This is a genomic window from Streptomyces sp. MH60, from assembly GCF_002939385.1.
Taxonomy (GTDB): Bacteria; Actinomycetota; Actinomycetes; order Streptomycetales; family Streptomycetaceae; genus Streptomyces.
The window spans coordinates 1-26449 of the sequence record NZ_MULI01000061.1 but is presented as its reverse complement, the minus strand read 5'-3'; the positions used below and the strand labels follow the sequence as shown (position 1 = coordinate 26449).

At 71.6% G+C, this 26449-nt stretch carries 25 protein-coding genes and 1 pseudogene; 13 read left to right on the top strand and 13 right to left on the bottom strand.

The features are described 5' to 3' along the window. Positions 1-19: 19 nt before the first annotated feature. Positions 20-487, bottom strand: a complete 468-nt coding sequence (locus tag BZZ08_RS28640; RefSeq protein WP_030180614.1) for an SseB family protein — start codon at positions 485-487, stop codon at positions 20-22. A gap of 149 nt (positions 488-636) precedes the next feature. On the opposite strand from BZZ08_RS28640, the gene BZZ08_RS28635 reads away from it, so the two are divergent. The 4 genes from BZZ08_RS28635 (at position 637) to BZZ08_RS28620 (ending at position 4802) form a co-directional block, all read left to right on the top strand. After that, positions 637-2463, top strand: coding sequence for an acyl-CoA dehydrogenase (locus BZZ08_RS28635; protein WP_104635110.1), 1827 nt, complete (start codon positions 637-639; stop codon positions 2461-2463). Positions 2464-2561: 98 nt separating this feature from the next. Further along, a complete protein-coding gene (locus tag BZZ08_RS28630; protein WP_104635109.1) occupies positions 2562-3860 on the top strand; it encodes a M18 family aminopeptidase in 1299 nt (432 codons plus the stop codon). A gap of 114 nt (positions 3861-3974) precedes the next feature. Further along, positions 3975-4223: a DUF6458 family protein gene (locus BZZ08_RS28625; RefSeq protein WP_104635108.1), complete on the top strand. Its 249-nt coding sequence runs from the start codon at positions 3975-3977 to the stop codon at positions 4221-4223. Positions 4224-4307: 84 nt separating this feature from the next. Further along, positions 4308-4802 carry an LURP-one-related/scramblase family protein gene (locus BZZ08_RS28620; protein ID WP_104635107.1) on the top strand — a complete coding sequence of 165 codons (495 nt, stop codon included), beginning with the start codon at positions 4308-4310 and terminating at the stop codon, positions 4800-4802. Positions 4803-4824: 22 nt separating this feature from the next. Here BZZ08_RS28620 and BZZ08_RS28615 read toward each other — a convergent pair whose 3' ends face one another. After that, positions 4825-5283: a DUF2867 domain-containing protein gene (locus tag BZZ08_RS28615; protein ID WP_104635106.1), complete on the bottom strand. Its 459-nt coding sequence runs from the start codon at positions 5281-5283 to the stop codon at positions 4825-4827. Positions 5284-5349: 66 nt separating this feature from the next. Continuing rightward, complete coding sequence (locus BZZ08_RS28610; protein WP_104635105.1) at positions 5350-6147, bottom strand: carbon-nitrogen family hydrolase; 798 nt, start codon at positions 6145-6147, stop codon at positions 5350-5352. A 181-nt stretch (positions 6148-6328) separates the two neighbouring features. Here BZZ08_RS28610 and BZZ08_RS28605 point away from each other — a divergent pair, with 181 nt between their 5' ends. Beyond that, positions 6329-7153 carry a maleylpyruvate isomerase family mycothiol-dependent enzyme gene (locus BZZ08_RS28605; protein ID WP_104635104.1) on the top strand — a complete coding sequence of 275 codons (825 nt, stop codon included), beginning with the start codon at positions 6329-6331 and terminating at the stop codon, positions 7151-7153. 104 nt (positions 7154-7257) lie between these two features. On the opposite strand, the gene BZZ08_RS28600 is transcribed toward BZZ08_RS28605, so the two are convergent. Both BZZ08_RS28600 and BZZ08_RS28595 read right to left on the bottom strand, forming a co-directional pair. Continuing rightward, on the bottom strand, positions 7258-8568 hold the full coding sequence (locus tag BZZ08_RS28600; RefSeq protein ID WP_104635103.1) for an MFS transporter: 1311 nt from the start codon (positions 8566-8568) through the stop codon (positions 7258-7260). Next, positions 8565-9215 carry a GntR family transcriptional regulator gene (locus BZZ08_RS28595; protein WP_104635102.1) on the bottom strand — a complete coding sequence of 217 codons (651 nt, stop codon included), beginning with the start codon at positions 9213-9215 and terminating at the stop codon, positions 8565-8567. Before BZZ08_RS28595 ends, BZZ08_RS28600 begins: the two co-directional genes overlap by 4 nt. A 210-nt stretch (positions 9216-9425) precedes the next feature. Between BZZ08_RS28595 and BZZ08_RS28590 the strand changes: the two genes are divergently transcribed. Next, the gene (locus tag BZZ08_RS28590) at positions 9426-10361 is read left to right on the top strand and encodes a D-alanyl-D-alanine carboxypeptidase family protein (RefSeq protein WP_104635101.1); all 936 of its coding nucleotides are present in this window, start codon (positions 9426-9428) and stop codon (positions 10359-10361) included. A gap of 38 nt (positions 10362-10399) precedes the next feature. Beyond that, positions 10400-10521 (top strand): annotated as a pseudogene (locus BZZ08_RS40150) (DNA-binding protein); the annotation flags it as partial. Positions 10522-10599: 78 nt separating this feature from the next. Here the strand turns inward: BZZ08_RS40150 and BZZ08_RS28580 are convergent. From BZZ08_RS28580 to pdhA, 3 genes are read right to left on the bottom strand one after another with little or no spacing between them, the layout of a single operon-like run. Continuing rightward, positions 10600-12054, bottom strand: coding sequence for a dihydrolipoamide acetyltransferase family protein (locus BZZ08_RS28580; protein WP_198601733.1), 1455 nt, complete (start codon positions 12052-12054; stop codon positions 10600-10602). Between the two features lie 10 nt (positions 12055-12064). After that, entirely contained in the window at positions 12065-13045 is a 981-nt protein-coding gene (locus BZZ08_RS28575) for an alpha-ketoacid dehydrogenase subunit beta (RefSeq protein ID WP_104635100.1), read from the bottom strand. 1 nt (position 13046) lies between these two features. Then, entirely contained in the window at positions 13047-14303 is a 1257-nt protein-coding gene (gene pdhA / locus BZZ08_RS28570) for a pyruvate dehydrogenase (acetyl-transferring) E1 component subunit alpha (protein ID WP_104635099.1), read from the bottom strand. A 323-nt stretch (positions 14304-14626) separates the two neighbouring features. Here pdhA and BZZ08_RS28565 point away from each other — a divergent pair, with 323 nt between their 5' ends. Both BZZ08_RS28565 and BZZ08_RS28560 read left to right on the top strand, forming a co-directional pair. Then, complete coding sequence (locus BZZ08_RS28565; RefSeq protein ID WP_104635098.1) at positions 14627-15283, top strand: response regulator; 657 nt, start codon at positions 14627-14629, stop codon at positions 15281-15283. A gap of 103 nt (positions 15284-15386) precedes the next feature. Further along, on the top strand, positions 15387-15794 hold the full coding sequence (locus BZZ08_RS28560) for a hypothetical protein (protein ID WP_104635097.1): 408 nt from the start codon (positions 15387-15389) through the stop codon (positions 15792-15794). 106 nt (positions 15795-15900) lie between these two features. On the opposite strand, the gene BZZ08_RS28555 is transcribed toward BZZ08_RS28560, so the two are convergent. After that, positions 15901-17529 carry a protein kinase domain-containing protein gene (locus BZZ08_RS28555; protein WP_198601732.1) on the bottom strand — a complete coding sequence of 543 codons (1629 nt, stop codon included), beginning with the start codon at positions 17527-17529 and terminating at the stop codon, positions 15901-15903. 347 nt (positions 17530-17876) lie between these two features. Between BZZ08_RS28555 and BZZ08_RS28550 the strand changes: the two genes are divergently transcribed. Beyond that, a complete protein-coding gene (locus tag BZZ08_RS28550; protein ID WP_104635095.1) occupies positions 17877-19538 on the top strand; it encodes a Stk1 family PASTA domain-containing Ser/Thr kinase in 1662 nt (553 codons plus the stop codon). 150 nt (positions 19539-19688) lie between these two features. Here the strand turns inward: BZZ08_RS28550 and BZZ08_RS28545 are convergent, their stop codons facing one another. Beyond that, positions 19689-20231 carry a bacterial proteasome activator family protein gene (locus BZZ08_RS28545; protein WP_104635094.1) on the bottom strand — a complete coding sequence of 181 codons (543 nt, stop codon included), beginning with the start codon at positions 20229-20231 and terminating at the stop codon, positions 19689-19691. Positions 20232-20403: 172 nt separating this feature from the next. Here BZZ08_RS28545 and BZZ08_RS39685 point away from each other — a divergent pair, with 172 nt between their 5' ends. After that, positions 20404-21111 (top strand): hypothetical protein, encoded by a 708-nt coding sequence (locus tag BZZ08_RS39685; protein ID WP_241965591.1) that lies wholly within the window; start codon positions 20404-20406, stop codon positions 21109-21111. Positions 21112-21147: 36 nt separating this feature from the next. On the opposite strand, the gene BZZ08_RS28535 is transcribed toward BZZ08_RS39685, so the two are convergent. Further along, positions 21148-22128, bottom strand: a complete 981-nt coding sequence (locus tag BZZ08_RS28535) for an NAD(P)H-quinone oxidoreductase (RefSeq protein WP_104635093.1) — start codon at positions 22126-22128, stop codon at positions 21148-21150. A 142-nt stretch (positions 22129-22270) separates the two neighbouring features. Between BZZ08_RS28535 and BZZ08_RS28530 the strand changes: the two genes are divergently transcribed. Then, complete coding sequence (locus tag BZZ08_RS28530; RefSeq protein ID WP_104635092.1) at positions 22271-23299, top strand: ATP-binding cassette domain-containing protein; 1029 nt, start codon at positions 22271-22273, stop codon at positions 23297-23299. Further along, the gene (locus BZZ08_RS28525; protein WP_104635091.1) at positions 23296-24144 is read left to right on the top strand and encodes an ABC transporter permease; all 849 of its coding nucleotides are present in this window, start codon (positions 23296-23298) and stop codon (positions 24142-24144) included. Before BZZ08_RS28530 ends, BZZ08_RS28525 begins: the two co-directional genes overlap by 4 nt. A 15-nt stretch (positions 24145-24159) precedes the next feature. On the opposite strand, the gene BZZ08_RS28520 is transcribed toward BZZ08_RS28525, so the two are convergent. After that, entirely contained in the window at positions 24160-25257 is a 1098-nt protein-coding gene (locus BZZ08_RS28520) for a potassium channel family protein (protein ID WP_104635090.1), read from the bottom strand. Continuing rightward, on the bottom strand, positions 25254-26449 hold a 1196-nt coding region (locus tag BZZ08_RS28515; protein WP_104635089.1), incomplete at its 5' end, for a molybdopterin molybdotransferase MoeA. The genes BZZ08_RS28520 and BZZ08_RS28515, both read right to left, overlap by 4 nt.

The following is a 26449-nucleotide window of genomic DNA, read 5'->3' as shown; positions in this document are numbered from 1 at the left end:
ATCTCTTCGCCGGTGCTCTCTAGCCGTACATGCGGCGCATGGCGAAATCGACCATCTGTTCGACGGCTTTCGCGTCGAACACCATCCGGTGCTCGCCCTCCATGTCCAGGACGAAGCCGTAGCCGGTCGGCAGCAGGTCGATCACCTCCGCGCCGGTGATCACGAAGTACTTCGACTCCTTGCCCGCGTACCGGCGCAGCTCCTTCAGCCCGGTGAACATCGGGATCACCGGCTGCTGGGTGTTGTGCAGCGCGAGGAAGCCGGGGTTGTCGCCGCGGGGGCAGTAGACCTTCGAGGTCGCGAAGATCTGCTGGAAGTCCTCGGCGGACATCTGGCCGGTGGTGAAGGCGCGCACCGCGTCCGCGAGCGAGGGCGGGGACGGCTCGGGGTACAGCGGCGGCTGCTGCCCGTATCCGCCGCCCATCGGCTGCTGCGGCGGGGCGTACTGCTGCTGCTGTTGGCCCGCGGTCTGGTCGTAGCCGTACATGCAGCACAGAGTAACGAGTAACGAGTCACAGATGGGCGGCTCGGGGTTGCTTCTTATTACCGACGGGTAGCATCATCGGAGCTACTAGTTGGTACGTGTACGGATGCGAGGAGCGAGTGCCTCGCCGATCTCTCAACGGAGCCGTCGCCATGGGGCACTACAAGCCGAATCTCCGGGACATCGAGTTCAACCTCTTCGAGGTGCTCGGCCGCGACAAGGTCTACGGCAGCGGCCCGTTCGCGGAGATGGACACGGACACCGCCAAGAGCGTGCTGGAGGAGCTGACCCGCCTCTCCGAGAACGAGCTGGCCGAGTCCTTCGCCGACGCCGACCGCAACCCGCCGGTCTTCGACCCGCAGACCAGCACCGCGCCGGTCCCGGCGTCCTTCAAGAAGAGCTACCAGGCCTTCATGGACTCCGAGTACTGGCGGCTCGGCCTGCCCGAGGAGATCGGCGGCACCACCTCGCCGCGCTCCCTGATCTGGGCCTACGCGGAGCTGATCCTCGGCGCCAACCCGGCCGTGTGGATGTACTCCTCCGGCCCGGCGTTCGCCGGCATCCTCTTCGAGGAGGGCAACGAGGTCCAGAAGCACATCGCCTCGATCGCCGTCGAGAAGCAGTGGGGCTCCACCATGGTCCTCACCGAGCCGGACGCCGGTTCGGACGTCGGCGCCGGCCGCACCAGGGCCGTGCAGCAGGAGGACGGCTCCTGGCACATCGAGGGCGTGAAGCGCTTCATCACGTCCGGCGAGCACGACATGTCGGAGAACATCCTCCACTACGTCCTCGCCCGCCCCGAGGGCGCCGGACCCGGCACCAAGGGCCTGTCCCTCTTCCTCGTCCCGAAGTACGAGTTCGACTTCGAGACCGGCGAGCTGGGCGAGCGCAACGGCGTCTACGCCACCAACGTCGAGCACAAGATGGGCCTGAAGGCCTCCAACACCTGCGAGATGACCTTCGGCGACCGCCACCCCGCCAAGGGCTGGCTGATCGGCGACAAGCACGACGGCATCCGCCAGATGTTCCGGATCATCGAGTTCGCCCGCATGATGGTCGGCACGAAGGCGATCTCCACCCTCTCCACGGGCTACCTCAACGCCCTGGAGTACGCCAAGGAGCGCGTCCAGGGCCCCGACCTGGCCAACTTCATGGACAAGTCGGCCCCCAAGGTCACCATCACGCACCACCCGGACGTGCGCCGCTCCCTGATGACGCAGAAGGCGTACGCCGAGGGCATGCGCGCCCTCGTCATGTACACCGCCTCGGTGCAGGACGAGATCCAGCTCAAGGAGGCGAACGGCGAGGACGCCTCGACCGAGCACGCCCTCAACGACCTGCTCCTGCCGATCGTCAAGGGCTACGGCTCGGAGAAGGCCTACGAGCAGCTCGCCCAGTCGCTCCAGACCTTCGGCGGCTCCGGGTTCCTCCAGGAGTACCCGATCGAGCAGTACATCCGCGACGCCAAGATCGACACCCTGTACGAGGGCACCACGGCGATCCAGGGCCAGGACTACTTCTTCCGGAAGATCGTCCGCAACCAGGGCGCCGCGCTGAACTCGCTCGCCGAGGACATCAAGAAGTTCCTGGCGCTCGCCACCGGCGGCGAGGAGCTGTCCGGCGCCCGTGAGCACCTGGCCAAGGCGGCCGTCGAGCTGGAGGCCATCGTCGGCCTGATGCTGACCGACCTCGCGGCCACCGAGCAGGACGTCAAGAACATCTACAAGGTGGGCCTCAACACCACCCGCCTGCTGCTCGCCTCCGGCGACGTGATCGTCGGCTACCTGCTCCTCAAGGGCGCCGCCGTCGCCGCCGAGAAGCTGCCCACCGCGTCCGCCAAGGACAAGGCCTTCTACACCGGCAAGATCGCCGCCGCGAAGTTCTTCGCCGCGAACGTCCTGCCCGGCCTCACCCTGGCCCGCAAGGTCGCCCAGGGCGTCGAGCTGGACCTGATGGAGCTGGACGAGGCCGCGTTCTAGGGCGGGCCCCGCACCGCGGCCCGGTTCCGCAGACCCCCACGAGGGCCCGCTCCCGCCAGACGGGAAGCGGGCCCTCGTACGTCGTTAAGGTGAACCCCATGAGCGCACCCTCCCGCTTCGACCGCGGCCACACCGACGACCTGATGACCTTCCTGTCGGCGAGCCCGACCCCGTACCACGCCGTGGCGAGTGCCGCCGAGCGGCTGGAGAAGGCCGGCTTCCGCCAGGTCGCGGAGACCGACGCCTGGGAGGCGACGAGCGGCGGCAAGTACGTGCTGCGCGGCGGTGCGATCGTCGCCTGGTACGTCCCGGAGGGCGCCGCGGCGCACACCCCCTTCCGCATCGTCGGCGCCCACACCGACTCCCCCAACCTGCGCGTCAAGCCCCGCCCGGACACCGGGGCGCACGGCTGGCGCCAGGTCGCCGTGGAGATCTACGGCGGCCCGCTGATGAACTCCTGGCTGGACCGCGACCTGGGCCTGGCCGGCCGCCTCTCGCTGCGCGACGGCTCGACGCGCCTGGTGAACGTGGACCGCCCGCTGCTGCGCGTCCCGCAGCTCGCCATCCACATGGACCGCAACGTCTCCACCGAGGGCCTCAAGCTCGACAAGCAGCGCCACCTCCAGCCCGTCTGGGGCCTGGGCGACACCGTGCGCGACGGCGACCTGATCGCCTTCCTGGAGGAGGAGGCGGGGCTCGCCCGCGGCGAGGTCACCGGCTGGGACCTGATGACGCACTCCGTGGAGCCCCCGGCGTACCTGGGCCGCGACCGGGAGCTGGTGGCGGGCCCGCGGATGGACAACCTGCTGTCCGTGCACGCCGGGACGGCCGCGCTGGCCGCGGTCGCGTCCTCGGGCGGCGACCTCCCGTACATCCCCGTGCTCGCCGCCTTCGACCACGAGGAGACCGGCTCCCAGTCGGACACCGGCGCCGACGGACCGCTCCTCGGCACGGTGCTGGAACGCTCGGTGTTCGCGCGCGGCGGCTCCTACGAGGACCGGGCGCGCGCCTTCGCCGGCACTGTCTGCCTCTCCTCCGACACGGGCCACGCCGTCCACCCCAACTACGCGGAACGGCACGACCCGACGCACCACCCGCGCGTCAACGGCGGCCCCATCCTCAAGGTCAACGTCAACAACCGCTACGCCACGGACGGTTCGGGCCGCGCGGTGTTCGCCGCCGCCTGCGAGAAGGCGGACGTCCCCTTCCAGACCTTCGTCTCCAACAACGCCATGCCGTGCGGCACGACCATCGGCCCCATCACCGCGGCCCGGCACGGCATCAGCACCGTGGACATCGGCGTGGCCATCCTGTCGATGCACAGCGCCCGGGAGTTGTGCGGCGCCGATGACCCGCACCTGCTGGCCAACGCGCTGGTGGCGTTCCTCCAGCGGTAGACCGGAGCGCGGAACACCGCCCCACGGCATGAGGGTTGAGGCGCGGGGTACCCGCACGGAACCGGATCGACCGGAATCCCGGAACCGACCGGCTCTGACAGGGAGGCAACACTCATGGGCCTCGGCGGGTGCATCATCCTCATCGCCGTGGGAGCCATCCTCACGTTCGCGACCGACTGGGACATGCAGGGCGTCAACCTCGACCTGGTCGGAGTGATCTTCATGGTCGTCGGCCTGATCGGTGTCGCGACGTTCAGCAGCATCGCCCGGCGCCGCCGCGTCGTCATGCCGCCGTCGACCCCGGTCGTCGAGGAACGGCCCCCTCACACGCAGGACGGCTACCACAACGGCTACGGCGCCTGAGCCGGCCGCGCGTACCCCCCCCCCACTCAGCCTGTCGGCCTACCGGCCGCGTCCCGGGACGGCCGGCGGGGAAGCGGTCAGAGCATGAGATTCCTCGTGTACGACCGGCTCCTCGGCATCGGTGACGACTACTGGATCGAGGACGACCGCGGCAACAAGGTCTTCCTCGTCGACGGCAAGGCGATGCGGCTGCGGGACACCTGGGAGCTGAAGGACGCCCAGGGTCACGTGCTCATCGACATCCACCAGAAGATGTTCGCCCTGCGCGACACGATGGTGATCGAACGGGCCGGCGAGCCCCTGGCGCGCATCAAGCGCAAACGTCTGTCCCTGCTCCGCAACCACTACCGGGTCACTCTGGCCGACGGCACCGAACTGGACGTCAGCGGCAAGATCCTCGACCGGGAGTTCGCCATCGAGTACGACGGCGAACTGCTGGCCGTCGTCTCCCGGCGCTGGCTCACCCTGCGGGACACCTACGGCCTGGACGTCGTCCGGGACGACGCGGACCCGGCGCTGCTGATCGCCCTGACGGTGTGCGTGATCCACCTGGCGGAGAAGGAGCGCGAGGACGACTGAGGAACGGCGGCCCGGCGGCGCCTCACGCCGTGCGGCGGACGGCGCGGCCGAGGAGCAGCGGCACGACCAGGTGGTGCACCGGCGCGGCCAGCGACCAGAGCACCCGGCCGGCCCGGCCCTCGAAGGTCACGTACGTCGCCCAGACCAGCCGCGCGTCGTCGACGGTCACCACGTTGCGGACGGCCAGCGACGGGGAGCGGGCCGCCACGGCGATCCGGCCCGGCCGGGACTCCACCGTGCGCCATCCGATCACGTGCCGCGCAGAGGTCCTCGGTCCCAGGCGCAGCCCCAGCACGCCCGCCCAGCCCGCCCGGAGCAGGACGCGCAGCAGCGCCGGAGTGTCCTCGAAGGTGCCCCGGGCCCACTCCTCGGCCGTCCGGCGCGGCAGTCCGGCGAGCGGCATCGCGAACGCCGACGCGAAGTGGGCGCCGGCGGGTTCCACCCGGACACGGCGGACGGCGGAGGTACTGGTGCGAGCCATACCGGAATTCTGGGCGGCGCGACCGGGCACCAAACACGTGGCGTGACGGAACCTCACACAGCGCGTTCAGTCGCGCGGCGGCTCCAGACCCAGCACCCGGTCCTTCAGGGCCGGGAACTGCTCCCGGGTCCGCGCCACCTTCGCCGGGTCGAACTCCACCGTGAGGACCTCCTCGTCGGCGCCGGCCTCCGCGAGCACCTCGCCCCAGGGGTCCACCACGATCGAGTGACCGGCCTGCGGAACTCCGGCGTGCGTCCCGGCCGTTCCGCAGGCGAGGACGAACGCCTGGTTCTCCACGGCCCGCGCCTGTGCCAGGAGCGTCCAGTGGGACCGGCGGCGCTCCGGCCAGCCCGCCGGGACGACGAGGATCTCGGCACCGGCATCGACGAGGGAGCGGAAGAGTTCGGGGAAGCGCAGGTCGTAGCAGGTCGCCACGCCGAGGGTGGTGGCGTCCGGCAGCCGGACCGTCACCGGCTCCCGCCCCGCGCCCATCAGCACGGCCTCGCCCTTGTCGAAGCCGAAGCGGTGGATCTTGCGGTAGGAGGCGGCCAGTTCGCCGGCGGGGGAGAGGACGAGAGAGGTGTTGTAGAGCCGTCCGTCCGGGCCGCGCTCGGGCACCGACCCCGCGTGCAGCCACACGCCCGCGTCGCTCGCCGCCTTCGCCATCGCCTCGCAGGTCGGTCCGCGCAGCGGCTCGGCCGCCGCGTCGAACTCCTCGAAGGCGAACGCACCCGTGGTCCACAGCTCCGGCAGCACCACGAGATCGGCGCCCGCCTGCTCCCGTACCAGAGCCGCCGCCCGCAGACGACGCGCTTCGACCGTTTCGTCCTCGTTCACGGCGATTTGGATCAAAGAGGCGCGCACACTACCACCGTCCTGGCATTCGAGCCGTCCACACGGGCCTACGATCGTCACACGAAAGCACTGCCGGGGTGCCGCACAGCAGCGTAACTTAGCCTCCCAAGACGCCCGCCGACTGCCGCCGCCGCCACTGGCACCGCTGCCGCCAACCGCCCGTGTACCGACCGCCGAGGGGTCCCGTTCCGTGAGTCTGCATCCCACCCTCCAGCCCTACGCCGACGCCTGGACTCACTCCATCGAGGCGATATCCGAGCTGGTCCAGCCGCTTGTGGAGGCAGAGTGGAACCGCCGGACCCCCTGCCCGGGCTGGTCGGTGCGCGACATCGTCTCGCACGTCCTCGGGCTGGACTCCGAGATGCTCGGCGACCCCCGCCCCATCCACACCCTGCCGCGCGACCTCTACCACGTCACCAACGACCACCAGCGCTACATGGAGATGCAGGTCGACGTCCGCCGCCACCACACGGCTCCGGAGATGACGTCCGAGCTGGAGTACATGATCATCCGGCGCAACCGCCAGCTGCGGAACGAGTCGCGGGACCCCGGCACGAAGATGCGCGGCCCGCTCGGCACCGAGCTGACCCTGGAGGAGGCGATGCGCCGGCACGCCTTCGACGTGTGGGCGCACGAGCAGGACCTGCGCACGGCCCTCGGCCGCCCCGGCAACCTCGACTCCCCCGGCGCGTACGTCGCGCGGGACGTGCTGCTCGGCGAGCTGCCCGCCGTCGTCGCCGAGCGGGCGGACGCGCCGCGCAGCTCGGCCGTCGTCTTCGACGTGCACGGCCCGGTCGAGTTCCTGCGCACCATCCGCGTCGACATCCAGGGCCGCGGCACCCTCGAATCGTCCCCGGCCCTCGGCCCCGCCGCCACCCTCACCCTCGACTGGGAGACGTACTTCCGCCTGGCCTGCGGCCGGGTGACCCCGGAGGCGGCGGCGGACCGCATCAAGACGGAGGGCGACCCGGACCTGACGGCGGCGATCCTGCGGAACTTCACGGTTACCCCCTAGCTGCGGGGGGGGGGGCAGTCGTGCCGCTGGGGCGGCACGGGTGGGCGCAGCGGCACCCGGCCGGCGCCGGTCAGCGCCCCACCCCCGCCCCGCGCACCGGGGGCCTACACAGGCACGTGCACCGTCTCCACCCGGCTGACCACCAACCGCTCCCGCTCCCGCAACGCGGCGCGCTTCCGCAACCGCAGGATCTGCGACAGACCCAACGCCTGAAGGACGAACACGGACGAGAACGCCACCCCGTAGTCGTCCCCCGTCGCGTCCAGCAGCACCCCCACCGCGAACAAGGTCGTCATCGACGCCACGAAGCCCCCCATGTTCGTGATCCCGGACGCCGTCCCCTGCCGCTCCGGCGGATTCGCCGGCCGCGCGAAGTCGAAGCCGATCATCGACGCCGGCCCGCACGCGCCCAGCACCGTGCACAGCACGACCAGCAGCCACATCGGCGCGTGCTCGCCCGGGTAGGCCAGCGTCGCCGCCCAGAGCAGCGCCGTCGCCCCCACCGTGCCGAGCGCCAGCGGCAGCCGCGCCGCGTGGTGCCGGGCGATGATCTGGCCGTAGACCAGACCGACGGTCATGTTGGACAGGACGACCAGGGTGAGCAGCGTGCCGGCCGTGGCCCGGGACAGCCCCTGCGCCTCGACCAGGAACGGCATCCCCCACAGCAGCAGGAACACCATTGCCGGGAACTGGGTGGTGAAGTGCACCCACAGCCCGAGCCGCGTCCCCGGCTCCCGCCAGGACAGCGCGATCTGCCGCCGCACGTACGCGGCCCCCTGGTGCGCCGACGGCTCCGGCTCGTGCCCCTCGGGGTGGTCCTTGAGGAAGAGGAGCAGCAGGACGAAGACGACGACACCCGCCAGCGCGCTGCCCGCGAACGCCGCGGTCCAGCCGATGCCGTGCAGCAGCCGGGCCAGCACGAGGGTGGAGACCAGGTTGCCCGCCATGCCGACCAGCCCGGCCAGCTGGGCGACCATCGGCCCGCGCCGGGCCGGGAACCAGCGGGTGCCCAGCCGCAGCACGCTGATAAACGTCATCGCGTCCCCGCAGCCCAGCAGCGCCCGCGAGGCCAGCGCCATGCCGTACGACGGGGAGAAGGCGAAGCCCAGCTGCCCCGCCGTGAACAGCACGACGCCGATGCCCAGCACCTTCTTGGTGCCGAGCCGGTCGACCAGCAGGCCGACGGGTATCTGCATGCCGGCGTAGACCAGCAGCTGGAGGATGGAGAAGGTGGACAGCGCGGAGGCGTTGACGTGGAAGCGGTCGGCGGCGTCGAGACCGGCCACCCCGAGGGACGTACGGAAGATGACGGCGACGAAGTAGACGGAGACGCCGATGCCCCATACGGCGATCGCGCGCCGGCCCCCCGGCGGGTCACCGGGCAGCACGCGGCCGGCCGAGGTGGCCGTACTCATCGGACCTCCCCCCGTGCCAGGTGCGAGAACCAGCCCACGTGCCGGCCCACCACGCCGACGGCCGCCTCCGCGTCCCCGGAGCGCAGCGCGTCGAGGAGCTCCTCGTGCTCGGCGAGGGTCTTGGCGATCCGGTCGGGGTGGGAGTGCATGACGGCGACGCCCATGCGCAACTGGCGGTCGCGGAGCTGGTCGTAGAGGCGGGAGAGGATCTCGTTGCCGCCGCTGCGGACGATCTCGGCGTGGAAGCAGCGGTCGGTGACGGAGGCGGCGGCGAAGTCACCGGCGGCGGCCTGCTCCTGCTGCCGGGCGAGCAGCTCCTCCAGCCGCTCGACCAGCGCCGGCGGGGCGGGTACGGCCTTCCTGGCCGCGTGCTCCTCGACCAGCAGCCGGGTCTCCACCACGTCCGCGATCTCCTGCGCGGAGACGGGTAGGACCAGCGCGCCCTTCTTGGGATAGAGCCGGATCAGCCCCTCGACCTCCAGCCGCAGCAGCGCCTCGCGCACCGGGGTGCGGGAGACGCCCACGGCCTCGGCCAGCTCGCCCTCGGTGAGCAGCGTCCCACCCTCGTAACGGCGCTCCAGGACACCCTGCTTGACGTGGGTGTAGACGCGGTCCGCCGCGGGGGGTTGCTTCACTGCCGTGGTCATGCCGACAGGATAGATACAACAGGGACACAAGAGGGATCCGGTCCAGTATCCGGACGCGGACCCACTCGGGAGGAGGAGCCGAGAATTCGCCCCGCCCCACCGTGCAACCATTCGCCCCCTTCGGGTGTCGCACTGACGCGGCCACCGCTCTGCCGACTGCAACTCGGCCGCGTCCCAGGGGAATTCACCACAATCGGGGTAATAAACTCAATGAATACCATTTCGGGCGTGCGTCTGCGCAGGGCCCTCTCCGTCGCTCTGACCGGCGGCGCCGTCCTCGCCACCGGGGTCCTCGCCACCGCACCCGCACAGGCCGCCGCACCCGGGCGCGTCACCCTGGCCCCCGCCGTGCGGGCCCCCGCCGTGCCCTCGATCGTCGCCAAGGGCGGCTTCGTGATGAACAACGCGACCGGCAAGTCGCTCTACACCAAGGCCGCCGACACCAAGCGCTCCACCGGCTCCACGACCAAGATCATGACCGCCAAGGTCGTGCTCTCCCAGCCGAAGCTGAACCTGGACGCCAAGGTCACGGTCCAGATGGCGTACAGCGACTACATCGTGTCGAAGAACGCCTCCTCCGCCCGGCTGATCGTCGGCGACAAGGTGACGGTCCGCCAGCTGCTCTACGGGCTGATGCTGCCGTCCGGCTGCGACGCCGCGTACGCGCTGGCCGACAAGTTCGGCTCGGGCAAGACCCGGTCGGCGCGCGTGAAGTCGTTCATCGGCAAGATGAACGCGACCGCCAAGAGCCTCGGCCTGAAGAACACGCACTTCGACTCGTTCGACGGCATCGGCAACGGCAAGAACTACTCCACGCCGCGCGACCTCACGAAACTCGCGAGCAGTGCGATGAAGAACTCCACCTTCCGCACCATCGTGAAGACCAAGAAGTACACGGCGAAGACCCGGACCAAGAAGGGCGGCACCCGCACGATGGCGCCCTGGACCAACACCAACACGCTGCTGGGCAGTTACAGCGGCGCCATCGGCGTGAAGACCGGGTCGGGACCGGAGGCCAAGTACTGCCTGGTCTTCGCCGCGACCCGGAAGGGCAAGACCGTCATCGGCACGGTCCTGGCGTCCTCGTCGTCCACCCAGCGCGCCAAGGACGCCACGAAGCTCATGAACTACGGCTTCGCGAAGTAGCCCTGACGCCACGGCACTCACACACGCCGTACCCCGGGAAGGGTGAGCTGCGGGAACCGCTGAGTCGATCGCCGCCCGTACGGGGCTTTCCGTGCGGCGGGTCAACGAATGCCTCCGGGCCACCGACGGTGCTCCGGTGTACGTGCTGCACCAGGTCTGACCCCGGCACGGCAGAAGGGGCGTCGCAACTCCAACTTGCGGCGCCCCTTCCGTTACGGACCTAGTGGGTTCGCGGCTCTCACGCCCAGCTGATCAACCGCTTCGGCTGCTCCAGGACCGCCGCCACGTCGGCGAGGACCTTGGAGCCCAGCTCGCCGTCGACCAGGCGGTGGTCGAAGCTCAGGGCGAGGGTGGTCACCTGACGCGGCTTCACCTTGCCCTTGTGGACCCACGGCTGGAGCTTGATCGCGCCGACCGCGAGGATCGCGGACTCGCCGGGGTTGAGGATCGGCGTACCGGTGTCGACGCCGAAGACGCCGACGTTGGTGATGGTCACCGTGCCGTCCTGCATGGCGCCGGGGCTGGTCTTGCCCTCCCGGGCCGTCGAGACCAGCTCGCCCAGGGAGCCGGCCAGCTGCGGCAGGGTCTGGGCGTGGGCGTCCTTGATGTTCGGGACGATCAGGCCCCGGGGGGTGGCGGCGGCGATGCCCAGGTTGACGTAGTGCTTGACCACGATCTCCTGGGCGGCCTCGTCCCAGAACGCGTTGATGTCCGGGTTGCGCTTGATCGCGACCAGCAGGGCCTTGGCGATCAGGAGCAGCGGGTTCACCCGCAGGCCCGTGTACTCCTTGTCCTGCTTCAGCTCCTCGACCAGCTTCATCGTGCGCGTCACGTCGACCGTCACGAACTCGGTGACGTGCGGCGCCGTGAACGCCGAGCGGACCATCGCCGCCGCCGTCGCCTTGCGCACGCCCTTGACCGGGATGCGGGTCTCGCGCGTCGTGTCGTACGACGCCGGCGCGGTCGCGGTCGCTGCCGGAGCGGGGGCGGGGGTCTCGGGCCGCGGGGCCTGCGGCGCCGGCTCGGCCGCCGCCGACACCGCCGCGTGGACGTCCTCACGCGTGATGATGCCGTCCGGGCCCGACGGGACCACGGTCGCCAGGTCGACGCCGAGGTCCTTGGCCAGCTTGCGCACCGGGGGCTTGGCCAGCGGACGCTCACCGCCGACCGGAGCGGCCGGGGCCGCGGGTGCGGCGGGTGCCGCGGGTGCGGCCGGTCCCTGACCGTTCATCTCGGCCTGGACCGCCGCCGACGCCTCCTGCCCGGCGGCCGGGGCCTGAGCGCCCTTGCGGGGACGGCGCCTGGTCGCGGAGGTGGAGACCCCGTAGCCGACCAGGACCGGCTGGCGGCCCTGGGGCTTGGGCTCCTCCGCCTCGGCAGTGGCCGGGGTGTCCGCCACGGCCTCCTGCACCGGCTCCGCGGCCGCCGCGCCGCCGCCGACGGCCACCGCGATGATCGACGTGCCCACGTCGACCGTGGTGCCCTCGGGGAAGTGCAGTTCGCGGACCACGCCGTCGTAGGGGATGGGCAGTTCGACGGCGGCCTTGGCCGTCTCGACCTCGCACACCACCTGCCCGTCGGTGACCGTGTCACCGGGCTGGACGTACCACTTGAGGATCTCGGCCTCGGTGAGCCCCTCACCCACGTCGGGCATCTTGAACTCACGCACGGAGCTGTCCGTCATCGTCGTCACGCTCCCCTCCTCAGTACGCCAGCGAGCGGTCGACGGCATCCAGCACCCGGTCCAGGTCGGGCAGGTACTCCTCCTCCAGGCGCGCCGGAGGATACGGCGCGTGGTAGCCGCCGACCCTCAGCACCGGGGCCTCCAGGTGGTAGAAGCAGCGCTCCGTGATCCGGGCCGCGATCTCCGCGCCCGAGCCCAGGAACACCGGCGCCTCGTGGACCACGATCAGGCGGCGGGTCTTCTCCACCGAGGCCTGGATCGTGTCGAAGTCGACCGGCGAGATCGAGCGCAGGTCGACGACCTCCAGGGAGCGGCCCTCCTCGGCGGCCGCGTCGGCGACCTCCTGGCAGAGCTTCACCATCGGGCCGTAGGCGGCCAGCGTCAGATCGGTGCCCTCGCGCACCACCCGCGCGGCGTGCAGCGGGCCCGGGATGGCCTCCTTGTCGACCTCGGCCTTGTCCCAGTACCGGCGCTTGGGCTCGAAGTAGATCACCGGGTCGTCGCTCTGGATGGCCTGCTGCATCATCCAGTACGCGTCCGCCGCGTTGGAGGGGCTGACCACCTTGAGGCCGGCCACGTGCGCGAACAGGGCCTCGGGGGACTCGGAGTGGTGCTCGACCGCGCCGATGCCGCCGCCGTAGGGGATGCGGATGACGACCGGCATCTTGACCTTGCCCAGCGACCGGGCGTGCATCTTCGCCAGCTGCGTGACGATCTGGTCGTAGGCCGGGAAGACGAAACCGTCGAACTGGATCTCCACCACCGGCCGGTAGCCGCGCAGCGCCAGACCGATGGCGGTGCCGACGATGCCGGACTCGGCCAGCGGGGTGTCGATCACCCGGTCCTCGCCGAAGTCCTTCTGCAGACCGTCGGTGACCCGGAAGACACCGCCGAGCTTGCCGACGTCCTCGCCCATGATCAGGACCTTGGGGTCCGACTCCAGCGCACGGCGCAGCGACTCGTTGATCGCCTTCGCCAGCGCCATCTTCTCCGCTGCCATGTCAGACCCCCTCTGCGTCTGCGAACGATGCCTGGTAGGCGGCGAACTGCGCCCGCTCCTCGTCCACGAGCGCGTGCCCGTCCGCGTACGCGTGCTCGAAGATGGCGAACCGGTCCGGGTCCGGCATGGCACGGACCACTTCGCGCACTCGTTTGCCCAACGTCTCGCTCTCCGCCTCCAGTTCCGCGAAGAATCCCTCGTCCGCGTGGTGTGCGGACTCCAGGAAGCGGCGAAGGCGCAGGATCGGGTCCTTGGCCTCCCAGGCGACGCGCTCGTCGTCGTGCCGGTAGCGGGAGGGGTCGTCCGAGGTGGTGTGGGCGCCCATGCGGTACGTGTACGCCTCGATCAGCGCGGGTCCCTCGCCGCGCCGGGCGCGGTCCAGCGCCCAGCGGGTGACCGCGAGCGAGGCCAGCACGTCGTTGCCGTCGACGCGGACGCCGGGGAAGCCGAAGCCCTGGGCGCGCTGGTAGAGCGGCACCCGGGTCTGCTTCTCGTTGGACTCGGAGATCGCCCACTGGTTGTTCTGGCAGAAGAACACCACGGGGGCGTTGTAGACCGCGGCGAAGTTGAACGCCTCGCTGACGTCGCCCTGGCTGGAGGCGCCGTCGCCGAAGTACGCGATCACACCCGAGTCGGCGCCGTCCTTGGTGATGCCCATCGCGTAGCCCGTGGCGTGCAGCGCCTGCGAGCCGATGACGATGGTGTACAGGTGGAAGTTGTTGCTGTTGGGGTCCCAGCCGCCGTTGTTCACGCCGCGGAACATGCCGAGCAGGTTGGTCGGGTCCACCCCGCGGCACCAGGCGACGCCGTGCTCGCGGTAGGTCGGGAAGACGTAGTCGTCCTCGCGGGTGGCCCGGCCCGAGCCGATCTGGGCGGCCTCCTGGCCCAGCAGGGAGGCCCACAGGCCCAGCTCGCCCTGACGCTGCAGGGCGGTGGCCTCGGCGTCGAAGCGCCGGGTGAGCACCATGTCGCGGTACAGACCGCGCAGCTCGTCGGGGGTGATGTCGGCGACGTACGAGGCGTACTCGGCGTACGGCGAGTTCTTGGCCGTCCCGACGCGCTCGCCCTCGGGCGTCAGCAGCTGCACCAGCTCCGTCTCGGAGCCCTTCTGGGCAGCGGTACGGGTGGTGCTGGTGGTGCGCTGTGCGCCGGTGCCGGCCTTGCTGCCGGTGGTCCCGGCCGCCTTGGTGCCGGTGGTGCCGGCCGCCTTGCTTCCGGCGCTGCGTCGCGGCTTGCGCGCGGCAGTGCTCTCGGTCACGTGTGCTCCTCCGTCGGTCCGGCCCCCGGGTTCGCCGGAAGCCAGTGCGGCTCACCTGCGGCCCGGCGGACGCACAAGGGTGGGTGCGGCCCGATCGGGAACAGGCGTGACAGGTGCCCCGGCGAGCGCCCTGCGAACAGCACGTTACCCAGTGCTCCACATTTCTGTGAAACCCCTCCTGACCTGCGTTTTTACTCGGATTTCCAAGTAAATCGGCGCAGGGCGGAAGTTTTACTGGTCACAGCCTTGCAGGGGGCCGGAACAACGGCACGTTATCCCGGCCACCCCGGGCACGGGAAGAGTCGGTGTGTGACACTGACCGCGTGCGCGAAGACGGAAAAATCCGGGTATTCCTCCTCGACGACCACGAGGTGGTCCGGCGCGGGGTGCACGATCTGCTCTCCGGCGAGGCCGACATCGAGGTGGTGGGCGAGGCCGGTACGGCCGCCGAGGCGCAGGCCCGGGTCACGGCCACCCGTCCGGACGTAGCGGTGCTGGACGTGCGGCTGCCGGACGGCAGCGGCGTGGAGGTCTGCCGCGACATCCGCTCCCGGGACGAGTCCGTCCGCTGTCTGATGCTGACCTCCTTCGCCGACGACGAGGCCCTCTTCGACGCGATCATGGCGGGCGCCTCCGGCTACGTCCTCAAGGACATCCGCGGCGCCGAGCTGCTCGGCGCCGTACGGGAGGTGGCGGCCGGGAAGTCGCTGCTCGACCCGGCGGCCACCGCGCGGGTGCTGGAGCGGCTGCGCGACGGCGGGGCGAAGCCGGACGACCGGCTGGCCCGGCTCACCGACCAGGAGCGCCGCATCCTGGAGCTGATCGGCGAGGGACTGACCAACCGCGCGATCGGCGAGCGGCTGCACCTGGCGGAGAAGACGATCAAGAACTACGTGTCGAGCCTGCTGGGCAAGCTCGGTATGCAGCGGCGTTCCCAGGCGGCGGCCTTCGTGGCCCGACTGGAGGCCGAGAACCGCTGACGGGTCCCGTGTCACCGGCCGCGGTCCCACTCGGGACTTACGTCCCCCGCCGCCGGGGCGGGCGGCCCTGGTCCTGTGCCCCGCGCTCCCGCACAGTGAGTCCATGCCCTCCGACGAACAGCTCGCCGTCGGCCTGCTCGGCCGTACCGCCTACGGCCGGGCGGCCACCACCCTGCGCGCCCTGCCCTTCCTCGCCCACGCGCGGCACATCGTGAGCGACGGCCGGGTCCTGCTGCGGATGCCCAGGAGCTGGGGGTACCACCGGATGTGCGCCGGGAGCGTCGTCGCGTACGGGGCGGACAACCTGACCTCCGCGCGGCCCGGCGAGAGCCTGTGGACCGTGCAGGTCGTGGGCCGGTGCGAGGACCACGAGCCGAGCACGGCCGAGCTGGAGCGGTTCGGTCCGGCGCCGGACCGGGTGGACGGCGAGCCGTTCGAGCCCGCCTATCTGCGCGTCGAGCCGCAGTTCGGCACGGTGCACTTCACGGACGGGTCGGCCGGGCCGCTCTGACCTCGCCGAGAACGACGTCCCCGCGACGGCGTCCCCGCAACGCGACGCGCGCGTGGAGCCCGTTTCCGGGCCGCACGCGCGCGTAAGGCACAGGGACGGGGCCGGGTCAGCCCTCGCCGCCCTCGGAACCGCCCGGGGCGCCGGTCGCGCCGCCCGTCGGCTCGCCACCGCCCGTGGGATCGCCGCCACCGGTCGGCTCACCGCCACCGGTCGGCTCACCACCGCCCGTGGGGTCGCCCGTCGGATCGCCGGTGGGGTCGCCCGTCGGGTCGCCGGTCGGGTCACCGGTCGGATCGTTCGTCGCGGTGTTCGACGGCGTCCACGTGGGCGTGTCCGGCTGCTCCCAGCCCCCGCCGCCGTTGCCGTCCCCGCCCGACCCCTGCTCGGTGCCCGGGTCGGTGGTCTCCTGCGTCGCCTCGTCACTGGGCGAGGAACTCGGCGACTCCTGGCCGGTGCTCTGGGAGGTGGTCGCCGAGGGGCTCTTGTCCGTCTCGGTGCCGCCCTTGTCGCCGTCGCCGTTGTTCAGGGCCAGCGCGACGCCGGCCGCGATGGCGATCACCGCGAAGACGGCCAGTATCCACAGCTTGCCGCGGCCGCTGCCCTTGTTGCCGTGGCCCTCGAAGCCGCCGTCGTCGCTCCCGCCGTAGCCGCCCGGCAGGATCGGCTGGGGGATCTGCTGGGTGCCGGACGCCCCGTGGTGGTCGGAGTGCGGCAGCACCGTCGTGCCGGCCAGGCCGGCCGAGGGGGTGTGCCGGCCGTCGTGCGCGGCGACCGGGCCGGTGTTCCAGGTGCCGGTGTGGCCGCCCTGCTCGTACAGCATCTGCAACCCGTACTGGACCAGGCCGCGCATCTCCTCGGCGGTCTGGAAACGGTCGTCGGGCTCCTTGGCCAGCGAGCGCATCACCAGGCCGTCCAGCTCCGGCGGAGTGGCGTCGGAGACCTCGGACGGGGGCGTCGGGATGTCCTGCACGTGCTGGTAGACCACCGACAGCGGGGTCTCCCCGGTGAACGGCGGGCGCAGCGACAGGAGTTCGTAGAGCAGGCAGCCCGTGGCGTACAGGTCGGAGCGGTGGTCGACGGCCTTGCCGAGGGCCTGCTCGGGGGAGAGGTACTGCGGGGTGCCCATGACCATGCCGGTCTGCGTCATCGTCGACTGGGCGCCGTGCAGGGCGCGCGCGATGCCGAAGTCCATCACCTTGACCGCGCCGGTGTCGGTGATGATGACGTTGGCCGGCTTGATGTCGCGGTGCACGATGCCGTGCTGGTGCGAGTAGGCCAGCGCCTCCAGGACGCCGGAGACGATGATCAGCGCCTGCTCGGGCCCGGGCGCCTCGGCGTTGAGGAGCAGGTCGCGGATGGTGCGCCCCTCGACGATCTCCATCACGATGTACGGCACGGACTGGCCGCCGACGACGTCCTCGCCCGAGTCGTACACGGCCACGATGGCGTGGTGGTTGAGCCCGGCCACCGACTGTGCCTCGCGTGTGAACCGCGCCTTGGAGACCGGGTCCTCGGCGAGGTCCGCGCGCAGCAGCTTGACCGCCACGGTGCGTCCCAGGCGGACGTCCTCCGCGGCGAACACCTCGGCCATGCCGCCTCGCCCGAGCCTGCGGGTCAGCCGGTACCGGCCGTCGCCGACCAGGCCGCCGTTGCCCCAGTTCTCCGGCGCGTCAGACATACCGCCGCCAGATGCCTCGGGTTCGGACGGGCCCTGGGCGCGCTGCTGCTGTGCCATCAGTCCTCGCCGTCGTTTCTGCCCGCGGTACGCGCGGTGTTGTTACGGTCTCCGTCGGCCACGCTACAGCCTTCGCGGGGGCCTCCGGTCCGAGATGGGGCGCCGGGACCGGACATGAGACGGACCGGTCATGAAACCCTGGTTCCGTACTCTCGTGCAAATTCCGTGTACCGGCGGTACGCGGGCTGTAACGCTTCCGCGACGCTTCTTTCGCGTACGGTCACGGAACGGGCACCGCGCTTGACGTGTCGGTGCCCTGGGGCAGACTTGGCCGGGAATAGCACTTTCGATCACGAGCGCGCGTGCCGCCGCCACCGGCGCCCGCCGTCTATGGGGGACGCAGAGACATGAGCCAGGACGCCGCCGGACAGGGACGGTACGCGGGGCGGGCGCTCGCCGGCGGCCGTTACCAGCTGCGCGACTTGCTCGGCGAGGGCGGCATGGCCTCGGTGCACCTGGCGTACGACTCGGTCCTCGACCGTCAGGTGGCGATCAAGACGCTGCACACCGAGCTGGGTCGCGAACAGGCCTTCCGCGAGCGCTTCCGCCGCGAGGCCCAGGCCGTGGCCAAGCTCACGCACACCAACATCGTCTCGGTCTTCGACACCGGCGAGGACGATCTGAACGGCCTGACGACTCCGTACATCGTCATGGAGTACGTCGAGGGCCGGCCGCTCGGCTCCGTGCTCGACGAGGACGTGCGGCAGCAGGGCGCGATGCCCGCCGACAAGGCCCTGAAGATCACCGCGGACGTGCTGGCCGCGCTGGAGATCAGCCACGAGATGGGCCTGGTCCACCGGGACATCAAGCCGGGCAACGTGATGATGACCAAGCGCGGCGTGGTCAAGGTCATGGACTTCGGCATCGCCCGCGCCATGCAGTCCGGCGTGACCTCGATGACGCAGACCGGCATGGTCGTCGGCACCCCGCAGTACCTCTCGCCGGAGCAGGCCCTCGGCCGCGGTGTCGACGCCCGCTCCGACCTGTACTCGGTCGGCATCATGCTGTTCCAGCTGGTCACCGGACGCCTGCCGTTCGACGCCGACTCGCCGCTCGCGATCGCGTACGCGCACGTGCAGGAGGAGCCGGTCGCCCCGTCCGCGGTGAACCGCGCGCTGCCCCCGGCGGTGGACGCGCTGGTGGCCCGCGCGCTGAAGAAGAACCCCAACGAACGCTTCCCCAGCGCCGAGACCATGCGCGACGAGTGCCTGCGGGTGGCGGCCTCCTTCCAGGCGGCCCCGCCGAGCATCGTGCCCGGTGCCCAGACGTCGAGCGGCGCGGGCGTCGGCTCCGCGGTGTTCCCGCCGGTCGACCAGGGGGCCCCGGCGCCGACGGGGCCGGTCCAGACCCCGTACCAGCCGACACCGGCCCCCGGCCCGAACCCGTACGGCACCCCGGCCCCGGCGCCACACTCGCCGGCGTACGGCTATCCGCAGCAGGCCGGCTACCAGACGCCGGCCCCGTCGCCGTACGCGCAGCAGCAGGGCGCGTCCACGCCGCCGCCGTACAACCTGACGCCCTCGGCCCAGGGCTCCGGCTCCTCGGGCGGCGGCCGGAACAAGCCGGTGATCATCGGCTCGATCGTGGTCGCCGTCGTGGCCGTCGGCGCCCTGGTCGGCGCGCTCCTGATGAAGGGGGGCGGGGACGAGGACCCGGAGGCCGGCGGTGGCGGCACGGCGAGCGTGTCCGCGTCGCCGTCGAAGGCGGCGGGCTACCGCGGGCCGGACAGGACGAAGACGATCGAGAAGGACAAGTGCACCGAGCCGGAGGAGTCGTACAACGACCCCGACAAGATCAAGGTGCCGGACTTCACGTTCAAGTACATCGGCTCGGTCAAGGAGTGCTTCAACGCCGCGGGCTGGCGGATGAAGGTCGTCGACGTCGACGAGAACACCTACGGCGAGGGCTCGGTCCGGGACCAGTTCCCCACCGCCGGCACGGACGTCGACCCGGAGAACATGCCGGAGATCCAGCTCAAGGTCTCGACGGGCAACCCGCCGTCGGAGTGAGCACGTGACGACGGTGACGGGCGACGTGACGGACGCCTGACGTCGAAGGGCCCGGCAGCGGTGCTGCCGGGCCCTTCGCGTTGTCGGTCGGTGGAAGCGTCCCTGCCGGGAGTCGTGCCTGCGGGGAGGCGCGCCTGTAGGGAGGCGTGCCTACAGGTAGGGGCCGCCGGAACGGCCGCCCGGGTGCGGGCTCTCCTCGCCGCCCTCCGGGACGGTGCCCGGCGGCAACGCGCGGCGCATCTGCTCCAGCTGGGCCCGCGCGGCCATCTGCTGGGCGAACAGCGTGGTCTGGATGCCGTGGAAGAGGCCCTCCAGCCAGCCGACCAGCTGTGCCTGTGCGATCCGCAGTTCGGCGTCGGTCGGGGTGCCGTCGTCCGTGAAGGGCAGCGAGAGCCGCTCCAGCTCCTCCACCAGCTCCGGGGCCAGACCGTCCTCCAGCTCCTTCACCGAGCTGGCGTGGATCTCCTTGAGCCGGACCCGGCTCGCCTCGTCCAGGGGCGCGACCCGCACCTCTTCGAGCAGCTGCTTGATCATGCTGCCGATCCGCATGACCTTGGCGGGCTGCTCCACCTGCTCGGTCACCGGAATCTCGCGGGAGTCGTCGTCCCCGCCGCCGCTGAGCGCCATTCCGTCCTGGCCGACGACCAGGATCTGAGGGTTCTCCGGCGACCTGTCGTTCCTCGGCATCTCCATACCGCCATTGTCTCGCACCCCCGGACCCCGGACGGGCGGTGCCCCCGCGGAAACCGTCCCGGCGCGTTCGGCGGCGCCCGGAATGCCGGTGTCACCGACGAATGTGAGGCTTGATCCGTCGATTTCCACGACGCTTTCCACGACCGCACATCACCGGGAGGGGGTCACGGACGTGACTCCATGGCTGCGCGCCCTGCGGATGACGGGACTGGTGGGAGTCCTGGGGGCCGGTGCGTGGGTGGCGCCGTACGGGGCGCAGCCGGCCCACGCCGCCGTCCGGTCGGCGGCGGTGGCGGCGCCGTCACCGGGGCCCTCCGCGCCGGGGACGCCCACCGTCCCGGACGGCTCCGGCACCCATGACGGGCGGGGCGGCCACGAACGCCCCCGGCGCCCCGACGACGGCGACCGCCCGGACCGCCCCAACGCCCGGCCCCCGGTCGAATCCGGCCCCGCGGACAGCGGTTCGCCCACGCCCACACCTACGCCCTCCTCCCCCTCGCCGTCGGCGTCCGGCACCACGGCCGACCCCGAGCCCTCCCGGGGCGGGAACCCGCCGGGTGCGGGCAGGCAGCGGCCCGGTCACGCCGAGGAGCGGGAGCCGGAGCACGACCGCAGGAACGAGCACCCCGGCCGGTACCGGGACGACGACGACGGCGACGACGGCGTCCCCGAGGACCCGGCCGCCGCCCTGCCGCCCACCCGGACCGAGGGCGCCGCGGTGCCCTCGACCGCCCCACCCCGATCCCCGTCACAGAGCCGCACGCCCACCCGGGCCGCCGCCGAACCCCTCCTGCGGGTCCTCCCCCTCGGCAGCGGCCTGGTACTCATCGGCCTCGGCCTCGCCCTGGGCCTCGCGGGACTGCGCCTGCGCCGGGCGTAGGGCCGTGCGCCGGTCGTGCGCCGGTCGTCGCGCCGTCTACGGGGCGACCAGCAGCACCTTGCCGATGTGGCCGCTCTCCTCCACCACCCGGTGGCCCTCGGCGGCCTCGCTCATCGGCATCTCGCGGTCGACGACCGGACGGACGTGTCCCCCGCCGAACAGCGGCCAGACGTGCTCCCGCACGGCCGCCACGATCGCCGCCTTCTCCTCCAGGGGCCGCGCCCGCAGCGAGGTGGCGCTGACGGCGGCGCGCTTGGCGAGGAGCGTGCCGATGTTCAGCTCGCCCTTCCGGCCGCCCTGCATGCCGATGATCGCGAGCCGGCCGTTCACGGCGAGGGCCTGGACGTTGCGGTCCAGGTACTTCGCGCCCATGTTGTCGAGGATGACGTCGGCGCCCGCGCCGCCCGTGGCCTCCTTCACCTCGGCGACGAAGTCCTGCTCCCGGTAGTTGATCAGGACGTCCGCGCCCAGCTCGGCGCAGCGCTCCAGCTTCTCCTTGCTGCCCGCCGTCACCGCGACCTTCGCGCCGACGGCCTTGGCGAGCTGGATCGCCATGGTGCCGATGCCGCTGGAGCCGCCGTGCACGAGCAGGGTCTCGCCGGGGCGCAGGTGGGCGACCATGAAGACGTTCGACCAGACGGTGCAGACCACCTCGGGCAGCGCCGCCGCCCCCTTCACGTCGACACCCTGCGGCACCGGCAGCAGCTGTCCGGCCGGGACGACGACCTTCTCGGCGTAGCCGCCGCCCGCGAGCAGCGCGCACACCTCGTCGCCGACGGCCCAGCCGGACACGCCGGGGCCGAGCGCGGCCACGCGTCCGGAGCACTCCAGGCCCGGGTAGGGGGAGGCGCCGGGCGGGGGGTCGTAGAAGCCCTGGCGCTGCATGATGTCGGCGCGGTTGACGGCGCTGGCCGCCACCTCGACCAGGACCTCGCCCTCGCCGGGCTGCGGGTCGGGGACCTCGGCCCACACCAGCGCCTCGGGGCCTCCGGGTTCGGGAATCGTGATCGCATGCATGGGGCCGACGCTACTCCTGTGTCCCCCCGTCCTTCCCCGCCGGAAAATCCCCGTGCGTCGCCGATGAGTTTGCGCGACGGTAAAGGTCTTCCCATGCGTAGCCCAAGAACGCGTACGCCAAGAACGCGGAAGGACCCTCAGCATGAGCACGCACACGTCCGGACTCGCCATCGAGACCGCGGGACTGGTGAAGACGTTCGGTGAGACCCGGGCCGTGGACGGGGTGGACCTCGCGGTGCCGGCCGGCACGGTCTACGGCGTCCTCGGCCCGAACGGCGCCGGCAAGACCACCACGGTGAAGATGCTCGCCACCCTGCTGCGGCCGGACGGCGGCCAGGCCCGCGTCTTCGGTCACGACGTGGTGCGCGAGGCGGACGAGGTACGCGGCCGGGTGAGCCTCACCGGGCAGTACGCGTCCGTGGACGAGGACCTCACCGGCACCGAGAACCTGGTGCTGCTGGGCCGGCTGCTCGGGCACAGCAAGACAGCCGCCCGGGAGCGCGGCGAGCAGTTGCTGGCGGCCTTCGGCCTGACGGACGCCGCGGCGAAGCAGGTCAAGCAGTACTCCGGCGGCATGCGGCGGCGCATCGACATCGCCGCCTCCATCCTCAACACCCCCGACCTGCTCTTCCTGGACGAGCCCACCACCGGTCTCGATCCGCGCAGCCGCAACCAGGTGTGGGACATCGTCCGCGCGGTCGTCGCCCAGGGCACGACCGTGCTGCTGACCACGCAGTACCTGGACGAGGCCGACCAGCTGGCGTCCCGGATCGCCGTCATCGACAAGGGGCGGGTGATCGCCGAGGGCACCAAGGGCGAGCTGAAGTCCTCCGTCGGCGCCGGCTCCGTCCATCTGCGGCTGCGGGACGCGGAGGAGCGGCCCGAGGCCGAGCGCCTGTTGCGGAACCTGCTGGTGGCCGAGGTGCAGCTGGAGCCCGACCCGGTGGCGCTCACCGCGCGCCTCGGGGTGACGGCCGGAGACACCGCCGCCGACCAGGCCGCCAAGGCGCTCGGTGAGCTGGCCCGGGCCGGCATCACCGTCGACGGCTTCTCCCTGGGACAGCCCAGCCTCGACGAGGTCTTCCTGGCGCTGACCGGGCACGACACCGGCCAGAGCAGCGACGGCGACTCCGGCACCGACACCGACACGAAGGACGAGGTGACGGCATGAGCACGGCCACGAGCACCCCGGACAAGGAACTCTCCCCGGTCAGCACCGAGTCGCTGGCGGCCCTGCTGGTGACCAGGGAGCGGCCGCCGCGGCCCGGCGCCCTGTCCACGTCCCTGACCTTCGGCTGGCGCGCGATCCTCAAGATCAAGCACGTGCCGGAGCAGCTCTTCGACGTCACCGCCTTCCCGATCATGAACCTGCTGATGTTCACGTACCTCTTCGGCGGTGCGCTGGCGGGTTCGCCCGGTGACTACATCCAGTTCGTGCTGCCGGGCATCCTCGTGATGTCGGTCGTGATGATCACCATGTACACCGGGGTCTCGGTGAACGTCGACATCGAGAAGGGCGTCTTCGACCGCATCCGCTCGCTGCCGATCTGGCGGCCCTCGGCGATGGTCGGTTATCTCCTCGGCGACGCGCTGCGCTACACCATCGCGTCCGTCGTCATGCTCTCCGTCGGGCTGCTGCTCGGCTACCGGCCCGACGGCGGGTTCGTCGGCGTGGTCGCCGGGATCGCGCTGCTGCTGCTCTTCTCGTTCGCCTTCTCGTGGATCTGGACGATGTTCGGGCTGATGCTGCGCACCGAGAAGTCGGTGATGAGCGTCAGCATGATGGTGATCTTCCCGCTCACCTTCCTGTCCAACGTCTTCGTCGACCCGAAGACCATGCCGGGCTGGCTCCAGGCCTTCGTCAACAACAGCCCGATCACCCACCTGGCGTCCGCGGTGCGCGGCCTGATGGCGGGCGGCTGGCCCGGCGTCGAGATCGCCTGGACGCTGGGCTGGGCGGGCCTGTTCCTGGCGGTCTTCGGCCCGGTCACGATGCGGCTCTACAACCGCAAGTAGCAGGGGAGCGGCGGCTCAGTCGCGGGGGAACGGGCGGGCGTCGGGCGTCACATGGGTGCCCGGCGTCGCCCGTACGATCGTGATCAGGCGGTCCGTCAGCTCCAGCCCGCCGACCGCCGGATCGTCGTAGCCCAGGACCCGGTGGCCGCGGATCACGCTCACCACCAAGTCGTCCACCTCCCGCAGTTTCTTGCCCGCCTCGGCCTTTATGACGGGCCGTTCGATGAGGTCGAGTCCGCTGCCCTGGCTGATCAGGTCCTCCATGACCATGCCGGCGGCGGGGCTGAGCACGGAGAGCCCGAGCAACCGGCCGGCGGCGCTGGCGCTGGTGATCACGGCGTCGGCGCCGGACTGCTTCAGCAGCGGCGCGTTCTCCTCCTCGCGGACCGCGACCACGATCTTCGCGCCGCGGTTGAGCTGCCGGGCCGTCAGCGTGACCAGCACGGCCGTGTCGTCGCGCTGCGTGGCGATGATGATCTGCTTCGCCCGGTACGCCTCGGCCCGGTTGAGCACGTCGCTGCGGGTCGCGTCACCGACCACGCCCGCGTAGCCGTGGGCCGTCGCGGCCTCGATGGCCTTGCCGCTGGGGTCGACCACGACCACCTGGTCCTTGCGCAGCCCGGTCGCGCAGACGGTCTGGATCGCCGACCGCCCCTTGGTTCCGAAGCCGACGACGACGGTGTGATCGCGCAAGGCGGACCTCCAGCGGTTCAGGCGCCACTCCTCCCGAGTGCGCTCGGTGAGGGCTTCCAGCGTGGTGCCGACCAGGATGATCAGGAAGAGCACGCGCAGCGGCGTGATGACGAAGATGTTGGTCAGCCGGGCGGCGTCGCTGACGGGCGTGATGTCACCGTATCCGGTGGTGGAGAGGGTGACGGTGGCGTAGTAGAAGGAGTCGAGCAGGTCGACGGAACCGTCGGAGTTGTCGGTGTAGCCGTCGTGGTCCGCGTACACGATGAAGGCCGTCACCACGAGGACCACGAGGGCGATGGACAGCCGTTTGGCGACCTGGCGGAACGGGTGCTCCACCAGCTTCCTGGGGAGCTTCACCTTGTGGGTCACGAAGTGCTCGTCCGCCTGGCGCGCGATCGCGTCCTGGCCCGGAAGTTTCACGTGAAACACACCCCGATCCCGCCGGTCGCCCAGGGCAGGTCGAGCAGCTCGGCCTCCTGCCCCGACCGGGCACCGCCCGGCGGTACGACGGCCAGGGCGTCGGCGGCCGCGATGCCACGCAGCATCGCCGGACCGTTGTAGCGCAACGGCACGGCACCCTCGTCGCGCAGCACCACGGGCACGAGCCGGGTGTCGTGCGGGTGCCCGTGCACCGCGTCCCGCAGGGGCGGCGTGTACGGCTCGGGTGCCGGGCGGGCGGCGAGGGTGCGCAGCAGCGGCTCGGCGAGGGTGAGCAGTCCGGAGACGGCGGCGAGGGGGTTGCCGGGCAGTCCGACGAGGTGCTGGTCGTCCTTGAGGCGGGCCAGCAGCATGGGGTGGCCGGGGCGTGCCCTGACGCCGTCCACGAGGAGTTCGGCGCCGATCCGGCGCAGGGTCGGGTGGACGTGGTCGACGGGGCCCGCGGCGGTGCCGCCGGTCGTGACGATCAGGTCGGCGTCGGAGGACGTGATGGCGCGGTGCAGTGCCTTGGCGTCGTCGCCGATCCGGCGCACGGCGCGGACCTCGGCGCCCAGCGCACGCAGCCAGGGCGGCAGCATCGGGCCGAGCGCGTCCCGGATGAGGCCGTCGTGCGGGAGGCCCTGGGTGAGCAGTTCGTCGCCGAGGACCAGGACGTCGACGCGGGGGCGGGGGACCGCGGTGAGCGTGTCGTATCCGGCGGCGGCCGCGAGGCCCAGGACCGCCGGGGTCGCGAGGGTGCCGACGGGCAGCAACTGGTCGCCGCTGCGGCACTCCTGACCGCGCGGACGGATGTCCTGGCCGTGGACGACCGCGCGGGTGGGGTGCAGGCGTCCGCGTTCGTCGGTACGGCCGTGCTCGGTGCGCAGTACGGCGGTGGTGTCCGGGGGGATGCGTGCGCCGGTGGCGATGCGGACGGCCTCGCCGTCGGTGAGGGGCGCGGGCTCCGCGTGTCCGGCCAGGACGCCCTCGTCGCGCAGCGCCCAGGGCCCCGGTCCGGCGAGGGCCCAGCCGTCCATCGCGGAGGTGTCGAAGGAGGGCAGGTCGGTGAGGGCGGTCAGCGGTGCGGCCAGGGTGAGTCCGAGGGCCGCGTCGAGGGGCACGGGGACCGGGGTGCGGCGGGCGGCACGGGCCGCGGCGCGGGCGGCGCGCTCGGCGGTCGCCCGGGCCTCGGGCC